Below are 20019 nucleotides of genomic sequence, written 5' to 3'. Positions count from 1 at the left end.
GTCCTGTCTCGCCGGTTCCGCACGCCATGTGTGCGTACGGCCTGGCGAAAGTCTTGTGGTCGGTGCGCTGCCCGACCCAGGTGGCTCCCGAGTACAAGGGCGACGCTACGACGTCCGTCCCTACGCGGAACCTTCCGGCACCGGCGCCTTCGCGGCGGCAGTCGCGGCGGCCATGGATGGCGCGGTCGCTGCTGCCTCGCGGTCGGGCGCGAGCGGGTCGGTCACCGTGCCGGTCTCTTCATCGAACAGCCCCTGCGCCAGCCTGGTCACCGCTGCGGGGACCGGCGGCGCCAGGTCGGCCACGGCGCGAAGACCGGACAGGACGTCGTCGGGTCGTACGGCAGGCGTCACGTGCCGAACAACCAGGCGCAGTATCGCACAGGGCTGGTCCGTCGGCCTATCAGCCTGTGGACTGTGCGTCTCGACACGTGCGTCAAGGCCTGCCACAGCACCACGGGCGTCGAAGGTGCGCATCCCGTTCTTGGTCTTGCGCTGGACCTCGACGGTCTCGGCCGTCTTGAAGGCCTCGACCGCGCGCTCCGCGTCCGCCGGGTCCACGCCGTCGAGGCGCAGCTCCCACACGGAAGCGGTGAGCCGGTCGGCGAGCCCGGACGTCCGGGCCTCGACCGCGTCGACGATGTCGAGCCCGGTGGGCAGCGACTCGTCGAGCAGCTCGCGCAGCTTGTCCGGGTCACGCGCCTCGGTGAGCGCGATCTCCAGATATTCCGCCTCACTGCCCGTGCCGGTGGGTGCGGCATTGGCGTACGACACCTTCGGATGCGGCGTGAACCCCGCCGAGTACGCCATGGGCACCTCGGCACGGCGCAGCGCACGCTCGAAGGCGCGCTGGAAGTCTCGGTGGCTGGTGAACCGGAGGCGGCCGCGCTTGGTGTAGCGCAGTCGGATGCGCTGCACCGCGGGTGCGGGCGGCGGGCCTTCGGGCTGTCGCTTGCCCAGTGTCCTAGTCCTTCGTGAGAACGGTCGTACTGCTACCTAGAGTACGTGCCTCAGCGGCTCCCGGTTCCCGCCGGGCGACCGGCTGCGGCTCACGCGGACCGCCGAAGAGCATCCGCCGGAAGTCGGCGCGCGCCTGCCGGGCGGACTCGCGGGCGGTGGCGAGCGCCTGCCGGGTGACCCTGCCCACGCCGCGCGCGGCCTCGGCGGCGGGCCGCAGGACCATGTCGCGCACGACGTGCCCGACCGGGGTCAGCACGGTTCGGTACACCCATCGCACGGGCTCCACGAAGACCCACCGGTACACCCACCGCACGGGCTCCACGAAGATCCACCGGAAGAGGGTGCCGAGAAAACGTCCGACGACGAGCGAGAGGCGTCCCGCGACGCGCCAGGCGTGCCCCAGCGCATCGCCGATCTCCCGCGCGACGACCGCCAGCACGCGTCCGACCGGCGTGAGGATCCAGCGCCGGACGGCCAGCGCGGGCAGGACGAACAGGATGCGCAGCGTCCAGTGGAGGACGGCGCCGATCCCGGTGACGGCCATGCCGCCCAGCCAGGCGACGCCCCTCGCGACCCAGGCGATGCCGTGCCCGAGGGGTGTGAGCACATGGCGGTACGACCACAGCGCCGGTATGACGAGCAGGTGGCGCACCAGCCACGCCACCGCCGCGTACGCCCCGAGGCCGACCGTCGCGAGCACCAGCCCGAGTCCGCGGAGCAGCCAGGCGATGCCGTGTCCGACGGGGGTGAGCAGGGTCCGGTACACCCAGGCGAGCCCGGCGCCGATCCCGGCGAGGACCCGGCCGAGCCCGGCGCCGATGCCCCGCAGCACCCAGGCGGTCCCAGCCCCGATCCTGACGAGGACCCAGCCGAGTCCGGCCCCGAGGCCCCGCAGCACCCAGGTGATCCCGTGCCCGAGGGGCGTGAGGACGTTCCGGTACAGCCACCCGGCGGGGACGACGAACAGCACGTACCCGAGCCGGGCGAACCCCTTGCCCACGGGCACGACGACGTACCGCCACAGCGTGACCCACGGCCAGACGAACACGGCCCGGGCGACCCACTGGAGTGCCCGCCCCACCGGCCGCAGCACGGTGTCCCTCAGGAACCGCCCGCCGACGACCAGCGCGTCCCACACCATCCGCACGGGCACGACCAGCACAAGCACGACGATCCGCACGGGAAGACGGATCGCGACGACGAGGCACCCGTCGGGCGGGGGCTGCTGGGTGGACGGCTTTTCCAGATCCATGTCAGCGAAGACGCGTCAGCGAGCTGCATGGATGCGGCCGGCGGATTCCAGTACCGCAACGTTCCGCCCCACTCGTCCCCCGAACTCCACGCGGTCGGCCTCGATCACATCGACACGCACCACCGACACGCACCACCGCCTCGCTCACCTCGGTGCCGCGTTGCGTGCCGTTGGTGGCGGCGGGAAACTGAAACCGGTGCCTTCTTCAGCGGAGCGCGAGGCAGGAAGGCATCCGTCGGGCCGACGGCAGTACCGAAACGGCGACGGAAACGACGTGCACAAGCCGCTTTTAGAGCAGCGGCGACCCGGTGGGCCAGGGTCCTTGACGTCACGGCTCGTGCAGCACGATGCATCATCCGCGTTCCCCTGAGCGCACGGCGCCCGCCGCCTTCCCCCTCACTGGACGGAGCGGAGCCATGCACTCTCTGAGGCGAAGGCTGGGAGTTTGTTCCCTTGCGGTGGGCTTCATTGCTGTGCTGGCTGTGCCCTCGGCCGACGCCGCGGTCCCGGCAGGAGCCGGTCAGGCGGACTTTCCCAAGGTTTCCTGCGGATGGCCGGCGGTGGTCAGCCCCAGCAGGTTGAACTTCGCGTTCCCCGAGACCAACGCCACCTACTGGGTCATGCCGTACCAGTTGGCCAAGGGTGACCGGCTGGTGGTGGACGGAACCTATCCATCAGCCCGTTTCACATCGCTGACGACGTACGACGTCAAGGGATCGACGGTCGACTCGCTCGCCGACAAGGCGATCACCCCGAATTCGGGAAGCAAGAACCCGTTCGCCCAGGCCAACGCCGGCACGAACCCTGCCGAGCACCGGTACCGCGTCACCGTCCAGAGCGGAGTCGCAGCCACCCCCGGCCACAACACCTTGGCCGCGACCGCCGACAGCGCCGCGTCCGGCGCCGGGTTTCTCGCGTTGAGGATCTACGTGCCGGACGAGGAGTCCGACCCCACGGGCGGCGTTCCCCTCCCCGCGCTCTCCCTACAGCACCAGGGCGGCAGCACGAGCACCTTTGACACCTGCGCGAATGCCGGATCTGCCCACGGCGACGCCGGACCACTGGCCGGGTTCCTCCGGCAACTGGTGAAGAAGTACGCGCCTCCGGGGGGCTTCGAGGGATGCGGGAAGTCGACTCCGAGCGCTCCGGACTTCGCCGTGCCCAACAAAGCCGAAGGGCTGTTCCCCAACCCCTACAACAAGTACCTGTGCACCCCGGTCAGCCATGAATCCGGCCGCATCGCCGTCATCCGCGGCAAGGCACCCACCTTCCCCGACACCATCCAGGGCCAGTCGGTCCTCACCAAGACACAACTCAGGTACTGGTCGCTCTGCCAGAACCAGTGGCAGCTTCCCTACCCGTCGAGTTCCTGCGCCGCCGACTACCAAACGGCCCTGAAGGACGGGCAGTACACCTTCGTGGTCTCCACCCCGCAGGACCGGCCCACCAACGCGACCACGACCGACAAGGTCACCTGGATCTCCTGGGGCCCCACCGACGTCAACGGCATCCTGCTCTTCCGGAACATGCTCCCGGCCGGGGACTTCCACAACGCCGTGCAGAACATCCAGAAGGGACAGGACCCGGCCACGGTCATGGGCCCGTACTACCCGACCATCACGTACTGCGCCAAGGCCACGTTCGAAAAGGGCGGACCGGACGCCTGCCCGGCCCGGTAGGCCGCGAAGGCCCGGTAGACCGCGAAACACCCGCCACATCCGCACGCAGGCCGACGAACACGACTGAGACCCGCACGACTGCGGCCCGCACGGCCGGAGAATGACTGAGGCCCTCTCGACCGAGAGGGCCTCAGGAGCCCGCAGGCCCGCTTCGCCTCAGTGGCTGTGACCGCTGACCGCAGGCTTGTTGACCGTCAGCGGCAGCAGCTTCTTGCCCGTCGGACCGATCTGGATCTCGGTCTGCATCGCCGGGCAGACACCGCAGTCGAAGCACGGCGTCCAGCGGCAGTCCTCGACCTCGGTCTCGTCGAGGGAGTCCTGCCAGTCCTCCCAGAGCCATTCCTTGTCGAGGCCGGAGTCCAGGTGGTCCCAGGGAAGGACCTCCTCGTACGTGCGCTCACGCGTGGTGTACCAGTCGACGTCCACGCCGAAGGCGGGGAGGGTCTTCTCGGCGCAGGCCATCCAGCGGTCGTACGAGAAGTGCTCGCGCCAGCCGTCGAAGCGGCCGCCGTCCTCGTAGACCGCGCGGATGACGGAGCCGATGCGGCGGTCACCGCGGGAGAGCAGGCCCTCGACGATGCCCGGCTTGCCGTCGTGGTAGCGGAAGCCGATCGAGCGGCCGTACTTCTTGTCGCCGCGGATCTTGTCGCGGAGCTTTCCGAGACGGGCGTCCGTCTCCTCCGCGGACAGCTGCGGGGCCCACTGGAAGGGGGTGTGGGGCTTGGGGACGAAACCGCCGATCGACACCGTGCAACGGATGTCGTTCTGACCGGAGACCTTGCGGCCCTCGGCGATCACGTTCATCGCCATGTCGGCGATCTGGAGGACGTCCTCGTCCGTCTCCGTCGGCAGGCCGCACATGAAGTACAGCTTCACCTGGCGCCAGCCGTTGCCGTACGCGGTGGAGACCGTCCGGATCAGGTCCTCCTCCGAGACCATCTTGTTGATGACCTTGCGCATGCGCTCGGAGCCGCCCTCCGGCGCGAAGGTGAGACCGGACCTCCGCCCGTTGCGCGTCAGTTCGTTCGCCAGGTCGACGTTGAAGGCGTCCACCCGGGTGGAGGGGAGGGAGAGGCCGATCTTGTCTTCCTCGTACCGGTCCGCCAGGCCCTTGGCGAGGTCGCCGATCTCCGAGTGGTCCGCCGAGGACAGGGACAGGAGGCCGACCTCCTCGAAGCCCGTCGCCTTCAGGCCCTTCTCGACCATGTCGCCGATGCCCGTGATGGAGCGCTCACGCACCGGGCGCGTGATCATGCCCGCCTGGCAGAAGCGGCAGCCGCGTGTGCAGCCGCGGAAGATCTCGACCGACATGCGCTCATGGACCGTCTCCGCGAGCGGGACGAGAGGCTGCTTGGGGTACGGCCACTCGTCCAGGTCCATGACCGTGTGCTTGCTGACCCGCCACGGCACACCGCTCTTGTTCGGTACGACGCGGCCGATCCGCCCGTCCGGGAGGTACTCGACGTCGTAGAAGGCGGGGACGTACACCGATCCCGTCCTCGCGAGACGGAACAGGACCTCCTGGCGGCCGCCGGGACGGCCCTCCGCCTTCCAGGCGCGGATGATGTCGGTCATGTCGAGCACGGCCTGCTCGCCGTCGCCGATGATCGCCGCGTCGATGAAGTCCGCGATCGGCTCGGGGTTGAAGGCCGCGTGGCCGCCGGCCAGGACGATCGGGTCGTCGAGCGTACGGTCCTTGGACTCCAGCGGGATGCCCGCCAGGTCCAGGGCCGTGAGCATGTTCGTGTAGCCCAGCTCCGTGGAGAAGGACAGACCGAAGACGTCGAAAGCCTTGACGGGACGGTGGCTGTCCACCGTGAACTGCGGGAGCTGGTGCTCCCGCATCAGCTCCTCGAGGTCGGGCCACACGCTGTACGTGCGCTCGGCGAGCACGCCCTCGCGCTCGTTCAGCACCTCGTAGAGGATCATGACGCCCTGGTTGGGCAGCCCGACCTCGTACGCGTCGGGATACATGAGCGCCCAGCGGACGTCACAGGCGTCCCAGGGCTTGACCGTGGAGTTGAGCTCTCCGCCGACGTACTGGATCGGCTTCTGCACATGCGGGAGCAGAGCTTCGAGCTGCGGGAACACCGATACAGCGGTTTCGGCAGGCATCTCGCGAACTTTCGTGAGCTGACAGGGGTGACCATTCAGCGTAACGCGGCCGGAGAGACCCGCCGCACACTCAGACCCGGGCCTTGCGCCGGGCCTTCTTCCACGCCTTCGGCAGCGCGCTCTCGTCGGCCGCCGCCCGCTGCTCCTCCCGGCCGTACAGCACCCCGTAGGTGAAGGAGCTCTCGCCCGCCTCCTGCGCCTTCTCCGCCAGGTCCCGCAGGGCGTCCCGGGACATGACGCTGTCCTGGTGGTCGCCCAGTAGCTTCTGCACGTCCTTCATGGACTTGGCCTGGGACTTGGCGGCCCTGCCGAGGGCGGGGGCGGCGACCTCCGCGGCGTACCGCGTCCGCTTGGCCTTCTTGCGGGCCTCGTGCATCGCCAGGTCGCGTTCCTTGCCGGGCGGCAGCTCCAGGGCCTTCGTCACCAGCCGGGAGAGCTTCTCGAAGTCCTTCCGTACGGCCTTGCCGAGCACCTTCCGCGGCTTGCGGCCGGCGGCCTTGCGCAGGGGAGGATCGGAGACGAGCGCGTCCAGGGCGGCGAGCAGATACAGGTAGCGCCGGCCGTCGAGCACCGCGATCAGCGCCTTCCGGGAGCCGGCATGGCGCCGCTGCGACCAGCTGCGCACGCGGTTGTGCACCGGCCCCGACAGGAGTGCCCTGGGAAGCTCGTCGAGTTCCGCCGACAGCCGTTCGGTGATGACCTCCTGGTCGCGGTCCACGCCCAGCTCCCCCGCCAGCCACTTCAGCTCCACGCGGACGGGGTCGGTGACCGTGCGGTCCAGGACGGCGGTGTACGAGCGCAGGGTGTTGCGGATGCGGCGGGTGGCGACCCGCATCTGGTGCACGGCGTCCGGCAGGTCACGGCGGACGGCCGGGTCGAGTTCGACGAGGGCGTCGCGCTGGGCGCGGAGGTAGGCGAGGACGTGGTCCCCCGCGGTGGTGGGGGGCTCGGGGGCCGCCGGTGCTCCGGTGAGCCGCTTCGCCGCGGCTCCGGTCTCCTCCAGCGCCCTGGCCAGCTTGGACGTGGACGTGGACCGGTGCAGGCCGGCCTTGAGGAGTTTCTTCTCGACCCGGTCGAGGAAGGCGGGGTCGCCGCCGTCCGCCAGCTCCGCCTCGATCTCGGTCCACTGGGTGGCGCCCTCGCCGCCGTCGAGGCGCTCGGCGCGAACCCGGTCGACGCTGACCTCGGCGAGCAGGGCGCCCGAGGCGTCGAGCAGATGGTGGACGTCGCGGGAGGACCGCAGACGTACGACGGGAACGAGCTCGGCGTCCCGGATGCGGGAGCGCACCAGGGAGGAGAGGTGGTGGGGCACCGTGTCGGCGAGGGGGGCGTGGATCTCGTCGCGTACGTCGTCGGCGACGGGCAGTTTCAGGTGCCAGCCCTCGTCCTCGCCGCCGATGCGGCGGCGCAGGGTGATGGAGTGGGCGGCGAGCCGTTGGTCGGCCGTGTCGAAGTAGGTGGCGTCCAGCTCGGTGACGCCCTTGCCGACGACGCTCGCGACTCCGGGGACCGCCGTCAGGCCCGGCAGGCCCGCGCCGCTGCCGGTCGCGGGTCCCTCGTACTTTCGCTCGATCTCTCGCTTCGTGTCCGCCATGAAATGAATCTAGACGCGAATCGGGGCCGAGGGCAGTCCGCCCGCGGCCCCGCCACGCATTCCAGGCCGAGCGGTCCAAACCGGGCAGGTCGGGAAAGTCCGCTGGGGTTCGGCGGCGCCCCGAGGGGGCGCGGGGATCCGTGCGATCAGCCACGACGGCGCGGCAGACGACCGACGGCACATCGCGGCACTTCCGGCGGAGCGCTCAGGCCGACATCGGCCGCTGCACCCTGATCGACTGCAACAGTCCGACCGCCACCCAGACCGCGAACATCGACGAGCCGCCGTACGAGACGAACGGCAGTGGCAGACCCGCGACCGGCATGATGCCGAGGGTCATGCCGATGTTCTCGAAGGACTGGAAGGCGAACCAGGCGATTATCCCGGCGGCGACGATCGTGCCGTACAGCTCGGTCGTCTCACGGGCGATACGGCACGCCCGCCACAGCACGACGCCGAGCAGCAGGAGGATCAGTCCGGCGCCCACGAAGCCCAGCTCCTCGCCCGCGACCGTGAACACGAAGTCCGTCTGCTGTTCGGGCACGAACTGGCCGGTGGTCTGGGAGCCCTGTCCGAGGCCGGTGCCGAAGAGACCGCCCGAGCCGATCGCGATACGCGCCTGGTTGGTGTTGTAGCCGACGCCGGCCGGGTCGAGCTCGGGGTTGGCGAAGGCGGCGAAGCGGTTGATCTGGTACTCGTCCAGGATGTGCAGCTGCCAGACCGCGATCGCGCCGAGGGCGCCCGTGCCGAGCAGGCCGAACACCCAGCGGTTGGAGGCGCCGGAGGCGAGCAGCACGCCGAGGATGATGATCACCATGACCATGACCGAACCGAGGTCGGGCATGAGCAGGACGACCAGAATCGGTACGGCGGCCAGGCCCAGGGCCTGCACGACCGTGCGATGGTCCGGATACGGCTTGTCGCCCGCGTCGACCCGGGCGGCGAGCAGCATCGCCATCCCCAGGATGATCGTGATCTTCACGAACTCGGAGGGCTGGAGCGAGAAGCCGCCGCCGAACACGATCCACGCGTGCGCCCCGTTGACCGTGGCGCCGAGCGGGGTGAGCACGAGCAGGATCATGAACACCGAGAGGCCGTAGAGGATCGGCACGGCGGTGCGCAGGGTGCGGTGGCCGAGCCAGACCGTGCCGACCATCAGGCCGAAGCCGATGCCGGTGTTCATCAGGTGACGGATCAGGAAGTAGTACGGGTCGCCCTGGTTGATCTCGGTGCGGTTGCGGGTCGCCGAGTAGACGAGGGCCGCGCCGATCAGCGAGAGCGCGACGGCCGAGAGCAGTATCGGCCAGTCGAGGCGGCGGGCCAGCGAGTCGCGGGCGAAGATCCGCGTCCAGCCGGCGCGGTCGGGCCCGTAACCGGAGACGGAGAAGCTGTTGCCGGTCATATCGGGATCCTCCGGCTGTTCTTCGGGCCGCGGGTCATGTCAGCATCCTCCGCCGCTTCCTGGGGCGGGCCGTGCGCCTTCGGGTGTCGCGGTTGCCGGTGGTCGGTGAGGGCGTGGTGGCCGCCGGGCTGTCGGTGGCCGCCGGCTGCCCGCCCTCCTCGCTCGTCTGGTCCGCCTTCGGGTCGTACTTCTCGACCTTGGGGGCGTCGATCGAGCCGTCGTTCTGGATCTTGGGCAGGCTCTTCTCCGGGGTGGGCAGCAGCGCCTTCTTCCGGTCGATCGTGCCGTCCTGGGAGACGCCGTACAGCGCGTCGTAGATCTTGCGCACCGCGGGGCCCGAGGCGCCGGAGCCCGTACCGGCCTGGGAGATCGTCATGACGACCGTGTAGTCCTTGGTGTACGTGGCGAACCACGAGGTGGTCTGCTTGCCGTAGACCTCGGCCGTGCCCGTCTTGGCGTGCATCGGGATCTTGTCCTGCGGCCAGCCGCCGAACCGCCAGGCGGCCGTACCCCGGGTGGCGACGCCCGCGAGGGCCTCGTCCATCTGATCCCGCGTCGACTTGCTTATGGGCAGCTTGCCGTGCGACTTCGGCTTGATCTCCCGCACGTTCTTACCGTCGGCGCTGACGACCGCCTTGCCGACGGTGGGGTCGTACAGGGTGCCGCCGTTGGAGATCGCCCCGTAGATCGTGGCCATCTGGATGGGAGTGACGAGCGTGTCGCCCTGACCGATGGAGTAGTTGACCGCGTCACCGGCGCGCATCTTGTTGCCTTCGAGGCAGTTCTCGTACGCGATCTTCTCGACGTAGTCGCCGTCCTTCTTGCCGGACTTGCACCAGGCGTCCTTGTTGGCCTTCCAGTAGCTCTGCTTCCACTGGCGGTCGGGGATACGGCCGGTGACCTCGTTGGGGAGGTCGATGCCGGTCTCCTTGCCGAGGCCGAACTGGTGGGCGGCCTTGAAGAACCAGTCGTTCGTCTTCTTCTTGGGGTTGATGCCCCCGTCCCTCTTCCACTCGTTGTGGGCGAGGCCGTAGAAGACGGTGTCGCAGGAGACCTCGAGGGCGCGGCCGAGCGAGATCGGGCCGAAGTTCTCCGACTCGAAGTTCTTGAAGACCTGACTGCCGATCGAGTACGAGCTGGTGCACGGGTAGTGGCCGTTGAAGTCATAGCCCGCCTCGACGGCGGCGGCCGTGGAGATGACCTTGAAGGTGGAGCCGGGCGCCGACTGACCCTGAATGGCGCGGTTCAGCAGCGGGTAGTTGGACTTCTTGCCGGTGAGCCTGGCGTAGTCCTTGGCGGAGATGCCGCCGACCCAGGCGTTCGGGTCGTACGTCGGGTTGGACGCCATGGCGACCACACGGCCGGTCTTGGCCTCCATCACGACGACCGCGCCGGAGTCCGCCTTGTAGTTTTCGTTGGTGTTCTTGTCGAACTGGGTACGGGCGACCTTCATCGCGTCGTTGAGCTCGTACTCGGCGACGCGCTGCACACGGGCGTCGATGCTGGTGACGAGGTTGGAACCGGGCTCGGCCGCGTCGCTCTTGGCCTTGCCGATGACCCGGCCGAGGTTGTCGACCTCGTAGCGGGTGACGCCGGCCTTGCCGCGCAGCTCCTTGTCGTACTGGCGCTCAAGACCCGAGCGGCCGACCTGGTCGGAGCGCAGATACGGCGAGTCGGAGTCCTTGGCCTGCTGGAGCTCGTTGTCGGTGACCGGCGACAGGTAGCCGAGGACCTGCGCGGTGTTGGCCTCGCCGGGGGCGGCGTAGCGGCGCACGGCCTCGGGCTCGGCGGTGATGCCGGGGAAATCCTCGGAGCGCTCGCGGATCTGCAGGGCCTGCTTGGCGGTGGCCTCGTCGGTGATCGGGATGGGCTGGTAGGGCGAGCCGTTCCAGCAGGGCTGGGGCGTCTTGGCGTCGCACAGCCGGACCTTCTCTATGACGTCCTCGGGCTTGAGGTCCAGGACGCCCGCGAGCTTGGTGAGGACGGCCTTGCCGTCGTCCTTCATCTTCAGCAGATCGGTGCGGGAGGCGGACACGACGAGGCGGGTCTCGTTGTCGGCGATCGGCACGCCGCGCGCATCGAGGATCGAGCCGCGTACGGCGGGCTGGACGACCTGCTGGACGTGGTTGCCGGAGGCCTCCTTGGCGTACTCGTCGCCGTTGCGGATCTGGAGATACCAGAGGCGGCCGCCGAGGGTGCCGAGCAGGGAGAAGACGAGGATCTGGATGACGACGAGGCGGATCTGGACCCGTGGGGTCCGACCGGTCTCGGGGATGTTGGTCACTGCTGCTGCCTCCCCCTCTCAGTGCGCGTACGAGACATACGAGTACACGGCGAACCTGTGGACACGGGCGGTGAAGTCCCTTGTGGTCACAGCCGCTTGACCCCCTTGATGCGTCCCGCCCGGGCCACCCGTGCCTTGACCGCCTTCGCGCGCAGCCCGCCACGCTGGCCGCCGATGCGCAGACCGGTGCCGGAGGACAGCCAGCCCGAGGAGACGTCGGCCGCCTTGGCACCGGAGCCGCCCTCGGCGAGCGGGTCGTTCTCGGCGCGCCGGGCCAGTGCCATGATCCCGGGGACCACGAACGGCGCGAGCAGCAGGTCGTACACGGCGGCCGTCACCAACAGGCTGACGAGGCCCACATGTCGGGCGGCGGTGTCGCCGACGAGGGCGCCGACGCCCGCGTACAGCAGGGTCGTGCCGATCGCCGCGGCGACGACCACGGCCATGGGGCCGGACGCGGACTTGAGGCGGCCGTTCTCGGGCTTGGCCAGCCCGGCGAGGTAGCCGATGACGCACAGGACGAGGGCGTAGCGGCCCGCGGCGTGGTCGGCGGGCGGCACGAGGTCGGCGAGCAGGCCGGCGCCGAAGCCGATGAGGGCGCCGCCGACATGGCCGTAGACCATGGCGAGGCCGAGGACGGTCAGGAGCACCAGGTCGGGGACGGCGCCCGGGAGGTGGAGACGGGCGAGGACGCTCACCTGGATCACCAGGGCCACCACCACCAGGGCGGTGGAGAGCAGCATCCGGTTGAAGCGCATGGGGGTTCAGCTCCTACTGCTGTTGCTGCTGGCCGTCGGCGGACGCGTTCGCGGAGGGGGTGACCGTCACGGTCACGGTCGGCGTGGGCGTCGGTCTGGGCTTGGGAGGCAGCACCTCGTCGCGCGGGTCCTTCTTGGGCGCCGCGACGACCACGCCGACGATGTCGAGCTTCGTGAACGAGACATACGGCGTGACGTAGACCGTGCGGGTCAGGTCGCCGCCGGAGGGATCGACCCGGGAGACCACGCCGACCGGTACACCGGGCACGAACGGCCGGTCCGCCTGCGAGCCGAAGGTGACCAGACGGTCGCCCTTCACCACCTTGGCCTTGCCGTTGAGCAGTTGCACGCGCAGCGGGCGGTCGCCCTGTCCGGAGGCGAAGCCGAGTTCGTCGCTGGACTCCATGCGCGTGCCGACCGTGAAGTCGGGGTCGTTGGCGAGCAGCACGGTGGCGGCGTTCGGGCCGACCGTGGTGACCCGGCCGACGAGACCATCCCCGTTGAGGACGGTCATGTCGCGCTTGATGCCGTCGTTCGCGCCGACGTCGATGGTGACGGTCCAGGAGAAGCCCTGGGCCGCTCCTATCCCGATGACCTCGGCGCCCTTGATCCCGTACTGGCCCTCGCCCGCCACCCTGATCATCTTGTTGAGCTGCTTGAGGCGGCTGCGGTTGCGGTCGTCGCTGCCGAGCTTCGCCTTCAGGGCCGCGTTGTCGTGCTCGAGTTGGGCGATGCGGTCGTGCCGGCTGCCGGAGTCGCGTACGGCCGCGACCGCGTTGCCGACGGGGTCGACCGCCGACGACACCCCGTTCTCGATCGGGCCGAAGACCGTGGCGGCGGCCTGGCGGGCACCGTCGACCGGTGAGTCCTGCCCGCCACGGATGTCCACCGTGATCAGCGCGAACGCGATGGCGACCAGCAGCACCAGGAGCAGCCGGCTCTCTCGTGTGTCCCTCACGTGCGGCGGCCGTGCCTTCCTCGTCGGAATTCGTGTATGGCTCACCCAGAAGTACCCCGGAGGGCGGACCAACGGGTGTCATGGGGGAGCTTAAGCCTCAATATCAACGATCCGCCGTACGAGAAGGGAGCGTCTCGTACGGCGGAATCGAAGAGTTACGTCATCTGCGCGGCTGGGCGTCCAGGACCTGCTGGAGCGCCTCGAACTCCTCGACACACTTGCCGGAGCCGAGCGCCACGCTGTCCAGGGGGTCCTCTGCGATGTGGATCGGCATGCCGGTCTCGCGGCGCAGCCGCTCGTCGAGGCCGCGCAGCAGGGCTCCGCCGCCGGTCAGAACGATTCCGCGGTCCATGACGTCGCCGGACAGCTCCGGCGGACACTTGTCGAGAGTCGTCTTGACCGCGTCCACGATCGCGTTGACCGGTTCCTCGATGGCCTTGCGCACTTCGGCCGCGGAGATGACGACGGTCTTCGGCAGCCCGGAGACGAGGTCCCGGCCGCGGATTTCGGTGTGCTCGTCAGTGTCGAGGTCGTACGCCGAACCGATCGTGATCTTGATCTGTTCGGCCGTCCGCTCACCGAGGAGGAGCGAGTACTCCTTCTTGATGTGCTGGATGATCGCGTTGTCCAGTTCGTCGCCGGCGACGCGGATGGACTGGGCGGTGACGATGCCGCCGAGCGAGATGACCGCGACCTCCGTGGTGCCGCCGCCGATGTCCACCACCATGTTGCCCGTGGCCTCGTGGACCGGCAGGCCGGAACCGATGGCCGCGGCCATGGGCTCCTCGATGATGTGCACCTGGCGGGCACCGGCCTGGGACGACGCCTCGATGACCGCGCGGCGCTCGACACCGGTGATGCCGGAGGGCACACAGACGACGACGCGGGGGCGGGCGAGGTAGCGCCGCTTGTGGATCTTCAGGATGAAGTAGCGGAGCATGCGTTCGGTGATCTCGAAGTCGGCGATCACACCGTCCTTCAGCGGACGCACGGCAACGATGTTGCCGGGCGTGCGCCCGATCATCTTCTTCGCTTCGGAGCCGACCGCGAGGATGCCACCGGTGTTGGTGTTGATCGCGACGACGGACGGCTCGTTGAGTACGATCCCGCGACCCCTGACGTACACCAGCGTGTTGGCGGTCCCGAGGTCGACAGCCATGTCACGGCCGATGAACGACATTGAGTTCCCCATCAGGATTCGTCTGGCCTTCCCAAGTGGAGCGTTTGATGGCTTTGGTTGGGGTGGCGAAGTGGGTGCTGTGACGTGAAGGCTTACATCGTAGTCTCGCCTGCACGAACACTGTGCGAGGGTCTTCGCCATTGTCAGCAGATGATGCACCGCCTCGCTTCTGGAGACGGGCGATCGGGGGTAGGCGTTCCCCCGATCGACACGCATATGCCAAAGGACGGCCGATTTCTACGGCCGCCCCAGGTCGGCATCCAAATGATGTGACGGTCCCTCAAAAACTATTCGTCCGGTCAGACCCGGCCGGGGAAGAAAATCTTCAGCTCGCGCTCGGCGGATTCCTCCGAGTCCGAGGCGTGGATCAGGTTCTCGCGGACGATCACACCGTAGTCGCCGCGGATGGAACCGGGCGCGGCGGCGATCGGGTCGGTCGGACCGGCCAGCGCGCGGACACCCTCGATGACCCGCTCGCCCTCGACGACCAGGGCCACGACCGGGCCGGACGCCATGAACTCCACCAGCGGCTCGTAGAAGGGCTTGCCCTTGTGCTCGCCGTAGTGCTGCTCCAGCGTGTCCTGGTCCAGCGTGCGCAGTTCCAGCGCGGTGATCGCCCAGCCGGCCTTGCGCTCGATACGGCTGATGATCTCGCCGGTCAGGCCGCGACGAACGGCGTCGGGCTTGAGTAGGACGAGGGTGCGCTGGCTCACGGTGGTGGCTCCTTCAGGTCACATATGTGCGGGTGACCGAGGTTACAGGGCGTGTCGGGGTGCTCGTCACGCAGCGTCAGGTGGTACTGGAGCGGGGTGGTCCGCGGCCTGCGCCGCGAATCTCGCCTTCGCCTCGTCGATCTTGCGGCCGTAGTGGACCGACGCCCACCACAGGGCCGCGAAGATCGCACCCAGGAAGAACATGCTGGGGACGATGAAGCCGGAGGCGATCAGGGCGATCTGCAGGGCCCAGCCGAGCTGGACGCCGCCGGGCCGCGTGATCATGCCGCAGAGCAGGACGCACACCGCCATGGCGATGCCGCTGACCGTCCAGACCGTGCCCGTGGACAGGTCCGGGTCCTTCATCGCGACCAGCCCGGCGAACCCGATCACGAAGACCTCGCCGATCAGGGTCGAAGCACAGAGCGTACGCACAGTGGTCAGCCCCTCCCGAGGAGCAGTCGGGCCTCGCCGACGGTGATGACGGAGCCGGTGACGAGGACGCCGCCGCCCGCGAACTCGCCCTCTTCCTCGGCGAGTGTGATCGCGGCCTCCAGCGCGTCGTCGAGGCGCGGCTCGACCTGGACGCGGTCCTCGCCGAAGACCTCCACGGCGATCGCGGCCAGCTCGTCGGCGTCCATCGCGCGATGGCTGGAGTTCTGGGTGATCACGACCTCGGCGAAGATCGGCTCGAAGGCCTCGAGCAGCCCCCGGACGTTCTTGTCGCCGCTGGCCCCCACCACTCCGATGAGCCGGCTGAAGTCGAAGGCCTCGCCGACGGCCTCTGCGGTGGCGCGGGCGCCCGCCGGATTGTGGGCCGCGTCCAGGACGACGGTCGGCGAGCGGCGTACGACCTCCAGGCGGCCCGGCGCGGTCACCGCGGCGAAGGCCTTGCGGACCGTGTCGAGGTCGAGCGGCTCGGGCCGCTGGGAGCCGACGCCGAAGAACGCCTCGACGGCGGCGAGCGCGACGGCCGCGTTGTGCGCCTGGTACGGACCGTGCAGCGGCAGGTACACCTCCTCGTACTCGCCGCCGAGGCCACGCAGCGTCAGCAGCTGTCCGCCGACGGCGACCTGACGTGAGACGACCCCGAACTCCAGGCCCTCCCGGGCCACGGTCGCGTCGACCTCCACGGCCTTCTTCAGCAGCACCTGCGCCGCGTCCACCGGCTGCTGGGCCAGGATCACGGTGGCGTCCTGCTTGACGATGCCGGCCTTCTCCGAGGCGATCTCGCCGGGTGTCTCGCCGAGCCGGTCGGTGTGGTCGAGGTCGATGGGCGTGACGACGGCGACGTCACCGTCGATGACGTTGGTGGCGTCCCAGCTGCCGCCCATCCCCACCTCCACGACCGCCACGTCGACGGGCGCGTCCGCGAAGGCCGCGTACGCCATGCCGGTCAGGACCTCGAAGAAGGAGAGCCGGAACTCCTGCTGGCCGTCGACCATCTCGATGTACGGCTTGATGTCGTCGTACGTCTCGATGAAGCGCTCGGCGGAGATCGGGGCGCCGTCGAGGCTGATGCGCTCGGTGACCGACTGGACGTGCGGGCTGGTGTACCGGCCGGTGCGCAGGTCGAAGGCGCCGAGGAGGGCCTCGATCATGCGGGCGGTGGAGGTCTTGCCGTTCGTCCCCGTGATGTGGATCGAGGGGTACGCGCGCTGCGGGTCCCCGAGCACGTCCATCAGGGCGGTGATACGGCTGACGGAGGGCTCCAGTTTGGTCTCGCCCCAGCGGGTGGCGAGCTCGGCCTCGACCTCGCGCAGCGCTTTGTCGGTCTCGGGGTCGGCGGGACGCGCGGGCACGTCGGCCTCCGGCGGGCCGCCCTGGGTGCGCAGGGTGCGGCTGCCGGCCTCGATCACGGCGAGATCGGGGTCGCGATCGGTCTCGGCGTCGACGATCTCTTCGAAGCGGTCACTGTCGTCCGGTGGGAGCTCACTCACGGGGCCAGTCTACGGAGCGGGACCGACACAGGCGCGGGTGGCTGGTGCGGGCCGGGGTGGGTGTCGCCGACGGGCGCCGGAAGAGCGCCGGCAGGCTGCCGCACGCGCCGGCCCTCCCCCGGCCCACGGCCTCGCTCGAGCCGGGCCCCACCACCTCGGCCGCACGGCTGCCCGAGACTGCCCACAACCAGGACGACGCGCGCAGGCCCGGCGGCCGGGACGACGCACACACGCCCCGCAGCCGGAACGACACACAGCCCAGCCGCCCGCCCTCCCCGCCTCACCACCTCGCCCGCGCCAGGCCCCCTCGCCCCGGCCGCACGACTGCCCGCAGCCGCAACGACGCACGGACGCCACCCACAGACCCCGCGGCCGGGACGCCACACACAGACCCCGCAGCCAAGACGACACACGCAGGCCCCGGAACCCAAGGAGTTCCGGGGCCTGCGCTCATGTACACCGGCCGGCTAGGCCTCCGGCATCCGGTCCAGCTGTGCCTGGATGCGGGCGATGTCCTCGTCCGCCTTGGCGAGGCGGCCGCGGATCTTGTCCACGACGTGGTCCGGCGCCTTCGCGAGGAACGCCTCGTTGCCGAGCTTGGCGCCCGCCTGTGCCTTCTCCTTCTCGGCCGCCGCGAGGTCCTTGGCGAGCCGCTTGCGCTCCGCCACGATGTCGATCGTGCCGGACAGGTCCAGCGCGACCGTGGCACCCGCGACCGGCAGGGTCGCCGTGGCCGCGAAGTCCTCGCCCTCCGGCTGGAGACGCAGCAGCTGACGGATGGCCGCCTCGTGCGGGGCGAGCGCCGTATCGTCGAGGGTCAGCCGGGCCGGGACGCGCTGGCCGGGCTGGAGCCCCTGGTCGGCGCGGAACCGGCGGACCTCGGTGATGACCGACTGAAGGGTCTCGATCTCCTTCTCGGCGGCCTGGTCACGGAAGCCCGAGTCAACCGGCCAGTCGGCGATGACGACCGACTCGCCGCCCGTGAGGGTGGTCCACAGCGTCTCGGTGACGAACGGGACGATCGGGTGGAGGAGGCGCAGCGTGACGTCCAGGACCTCACCCAGGACCCGGCCCGACACCTTCGCGGCCTCGCCGCCGCCCATGAACGTCGTCTTGGACAGCTCGACGTACCAGTCGAAGACCTCGTCCCACGCGAAGTGGAACAGGGCGTCCGACAGCTTGGCGAACTGGTAGTCGTCGTAGAGGGCGTCGACCTCGGCGACCGTGGCGTTGAGCCGGGACAGGATCCAGCGGTCGGTGGCCGACTGCTGCTCGACGGGCGGGAGTTCACCCTCGACCGTCGCGCCGTTCATCAGCGCGAAGCGCGTGGCGTTCCAGATCTTGTTGGCGAAGTTGCGCGAGCCCTGGACCCAGTCCTCGCCGATCGGGACGTCGACACCGGGGTTGGCGCCACGGGCCAGCGTGAACCGGAGCGCGTCCGAGCCGTACTTGTCCATCCAGTCCAGCGGATTGACCGCGTTGCCGAAGGACTTCGACATCTTCTTGCCGAACTGGTCGCGGACCATGCCGTGCAGGGCGATGGTGTGGAACGGCGGGGTGCCGTCCATCGCGTACAGGCCGAACATCATCATCCGGGCGACCCAGAAGAAGAGGATGTCGTAGCCGGTGACCAGGACGGAGTTCGGGTAGAACTTCGCGAGGCTCTCGGTCTGTTCGGGCCAGCCGAGGGTCGAGAACGGCCACAGGCCGGAGGAGAACCAGGTGTCGAGGACGTCGGTGTCCTGCGACCAGCCCTCGCCCGTGGGCACCTCGTCGTCGGGGCCGACGCAGACGACCTCGCCGTTCGGCCCGTACCAGACGGGAATGCGGTGGCCCCACCACAGCTGGCGCGAGATGCACCAGTCGTGGAGGTTGTCGACCCAGTCGAAGTACCGCTTCTCCATCTCCTGCGGATGGATCTTGACCTTCCCCTCGCGGACCGCGTCACCGGCGGCCTTGGCGAGCGGGCCGACCTTGACCCACCACTGCATGGACAGGCGCGGCTCGATGGTGGTCTTGCAGCGCGAGCAGTGGCCCACGGAGTGGACGTACGGCCGCTTCTCGGCGACGATCCGGCCCTCGGCGCGCAGCGCGGCGACGATGGCGGAACGGGCCTCCAGGCGGTCCAGCCCCTGGAACGGGCCGGAGACCGTGATGACCGCGTGCTCGTCCATCACGGCGATGTTGGGCAGGTTGTGCCGCTGGCCGATCTCGAAGTCGTTCGGGTCGTGGGCCGGGGTGACCTTGACGGCGCCCGTGCCGAACTCGGGGTCGACGTGGGTGTCGGCGACGACCGGGATGAAACGCTCGGTGAGCGGGAGGCGGATGGTCTTGCCGACGAGGTGCTTGTACCGCTCGTCGTCCGGGTGAACGGCGACGGCCGTGTCACCGAGCATCGTCTCGGCACGGGTGGTGGCGACGACGATCGTGTCGTCCCCCTCCCCGTACTTCATGGAGACGAGCTCGCCGTCGTCGTCCTGGTACTCGACCTCGATGTCCGAGATGGCCGTGAGACAGCGCGGACACCAGTTGATGATGCGCTCGGCGCGGTAGATCAGCTCGTCGTCGTAGAGCTTCTTGAAGATGGTCTGGACGGCCTGCGACAGCCCCTCGTCCATGGTGAAGCGCTCACGCGACCAGGCGACACCGTCACCGAGACGGCGCATCTGACCGGAGATCTGCCCGCCGGACTCGGCCTTCCACTGCCAGACGCGCTCGACGAAGGCCGCACGCCCCAGGTCGTGCCGGGACTTGCCCTCCTTGCCCAGCTCCCGCTCGACGACGTTCTGCGTGGCGATGCCGGCGTGGTCCATGCCGGGCTGCCACAGCGTCTCGTACCCCTGCATGCGCTTGCGGCGGGTGAGGGCGTCGATGAGGGTGTGTTCGAAGGCGTGCCCGAGGTGCAGGCTGCCCGTGACGTTCGGCGGCGGGATGACGACCGTGAAGGGAGGCTTGTCGCTCTTCGCGTCGGCCTCGAAGTAACCGCGCTCTACCCAGCGCTCGTACAGCGTCCCCTCTACATCGGCCGGCGCGTACTGGGTCGGCAGTTCGGGTTCGGACGCTGGTGGCTGCTGCTGAGAGTTCTCGGTCACGGAGCCAGTTTAGGGGTGTCACCGCCCCGTCCCGAAACACGATTCTTTGGTAACGGTAAGCCCCCCGGTGCCCCGGTGCCCCGGTGACTACGCCA

The 20019-nt window shown here is 69.4% G+C and carries 14 protein-coding genes; 1 reads left to right on the top strand and 13 read right to left on the bottom strand.

Annotated elements, in window-relative coordinates; translation table 11 throughout:
• Positions 1–120 precede the first annotated feature (120 nt).
• On the bottom strand, positions 121–915 hold the full coding sequence (locus tag GTY58_RS28555; protein ID WP_010986866.1) for a TIGR03936 family radical SAM-associated protein: 795 nt from the start codon (positions 913–915) through the stop codon (positions 121–123).
• Between the two features lie 46 nt (positions 916–961).
• Positions 962–2209 (bottom strand): hypothetical protein, encoded by a 1248-nt coding sequence (locus GTY58_RS28550; RefSeq protein ID WP_010986865.1) that lies wholly within the window; start codon positions 2207–2209, stop codon positions 962–964.
• Between the two features lie 578 nt (positions 2210–2787).
• Here GTY58_RS28550 and GTY58_RS28545 point away from each other — a divergent pair.
• Positions 2788–3888: a hypothetical protein gene (locus GTY58_RS28545; RefSeq protein ID WP_052082293.1), complete on the top strand. Its 1101-nt coding sequence runs from the start codon at positions 2788–2790 to the stop codon at positions 3886–3888.
• 156 nt (positions 3889–4044) lie between these two features.
• On the opposite strand, the gene GTY58_RS28540 is transcribed toward GTY58_RS28545, so the two are convergent.
• The 11 genes from GTY58_RS28540 to GTY58_RS28490 all read right to left on the bottom strand — a co-directional run bounded on the left by GTY58_RS28540 (position 4045) and on the right by GTY58_RS28490 (position 19924).
• Positions 4045–6003, bottom strand: a complete 1959-nt coding sequence (locus GTY58_RS28540) for a TIGR03960 family B12-binding radical SAM protein (protein WP_010986863.1) — start codon at positions 6001–6003, stop codon at positions 4045–4047.
• Between the two features lie 70 nt (positions 6004–6073).
• The gene (locus GTY58_RS28535) at positions 6074–7597 is read right to left on the bottom strand and encodes a CYTH and CHAD domain-containing protein (RefSeq protein ID WP_010986862.1); all 1524 of its coding nucleotides are present in this window, start codon (positions 7595–7597) and stop codon (positions 6074–6076) included.
• 205 nt (positions 7598–7802) lie between these two features.
• Positions 7803–8999 (bottom strand): rod shape-determining protein RodA, encoded by a 1197-nt coding sequence (gene rodA, locus GTY58_RS28530; RefSeq protein ID WP_010986861.1) that lies wholly within the window; start codon positions 8997–8999, stop codon positions 7803–7805.
• Positions 9000–9033: 34 nt separating this feature from the next.
• Positions 9034–11283 (bottom strand): penicillin-binding protein 2, encoded by a 2250-nt coding sequence (gene mrdA, locus GTY58_RS28525; RefSeq protein ID WP_010986860.1) that lies wholly within the window; start codon positions 11281–11283, stop codon positions 9034–9036.
• A gap of 86 nt (positions 11284–11369) precedes the next feature.
• On the bottom strand, positions 11370–12041 hold the full coding sequence (gene mreD, locus GTY58_RS28520; RefSeq protein WP_010986859.1) for a rod shape-determining protein MreD: 672 nt from the start codon (positions 12039–12041) through the stop codon (positions 11370–11372).
• A 13-nt stretch (positions 12042–12054) separates the two neighbouring features.
• On the bottom strand, positions 12055–12999 hold the full coding sequence (mreC, locus tag GTY58_RS28515) for a rod shape-determining protein MreC (RefSeq protein ID WP_010986858.1): 945 nt from the start codon (positions 12997–12999) through the stop codon (positions 12055–12057).
• A 160-nt stretch (positions 13000–13159) separates the two neighbouring features.
• A complete protein-coding gene (locus GTY58_RS28510; RefSeq protein WP_037645353.1) occupies positions 13160–14179 on the bottom strand; it encodes a rod shape-determining protein in 1020 nt (339 codons plus the stop codon).
• A 299-nt stretch (positions 14180–14478) separates the two neighbouring features.
• Positions 14479–14892: a nucleoside-diphosphate kinase gene (gene ndk, locus GTY58_RS28505; RefSeq protein WP_010986856.1), complete on the bottom strand. Its 414-nt coding sequence runs from the start codon at positions 14890–14892 to the stop codon at positions 14479–14481.
• A 66-nt stretch (positions 14893–14958) separates the two neighbouring features.
• A complete protein-coding gene (locus GTY58_RS28500; RefSeq protein WP_010986855.1) occupies positions 14959–15327 on the bottom strand; it encodes a DUF4233 domain-containing protein in 369 nt (122 codons plus the stop codon).
• A gap of 5 nt (positions 15328–15332) precedes the next feature.
• Complete coding sequence (locus GTY58_RS28495; protein WP_037645350.1) at positions 15333–16832, bottom strand: folylpolyglutamate synthase/dihydrofolate synthase family protein; 1500 nt, start codon at positions 16830–16832, stop codon at positions 15333–15335.
• A 467-nt stretch (positions 16833–17299) separates the two neighbouring features.
• On the bottom strand, positions 17300–19924 hold the full coding sequence (locus tag GTY58_RS28490) for a valine--tRNA ligase (RefSeq protein ID WP_010986853.1): 2625 nt from the start codon (positions 19922–19924) through the stop codon (positions 17300–17302).
• Positions 19925–20019 lie beyond the last annotated feature (95 nt).

The organism is Streptomyces sp. SID5469 (genome assembly GCF_009862865.1).
In the GTDB taxonomy this organism is placed as follows: domain Bacteria; phylum Actinomycetota; class Actinomycetes; order Streptomycetales; family Streptomycetaceae; genus Streptomyces; species Streptomyces avermitilis.
Note: the sequence above shows the minus strand (reverse complement) of the source record. Positions and strands in the feature narration are given on the sequence as shown.

Excerpts from the sequence above, each read along its gene's own strand:
- GTY58_RS28550 (WP_010986865.1), bottom strand. The coding sequence starts at position 2,209 with ATGGATCTGGAAAAGCCGTCCACCCAGCAGCCCCCGCCCGACGGGTGC.
- GTY58_RS28540 (WP_010986863.1), bottom strand. The coding sequence starts at position 6,003 with ATGCCTGCCGAAACCGCTGTATCGGTGTTCCCGCAGCTCGAAGCTCTG.
- GTY58_RS28535 (WP_010986862.1), bottom strand. The coding sequence starts at position 7,597 with ATGGCGGACACGAAGCGAGAGATCGAGCGAAAGTACGAGGGACCCGCG.
- rodA (WP_010986861.1), bottom strand. The coding sequence starts at position 8,999 with ATGACCGGCAACAGCTTCTCCGTCTCCGGTTACGGGCCCGACCGCGCC.
- mreD (WP_010986859.1), bottom strand. The coding sequence starts at position 12,041 with ATGCGCTTCAACCGGATGCTGCTCTCCACCGCCCTGGTGGTGGTGGCC.
- GTY58_RS28510 (WP_037645353.1), bottom strand. The coding sequence starts at position 14,179 with ATGTCGTTCATCGGCCGTGACATGGCTGTCGACCTCGGGACCGCCAAC.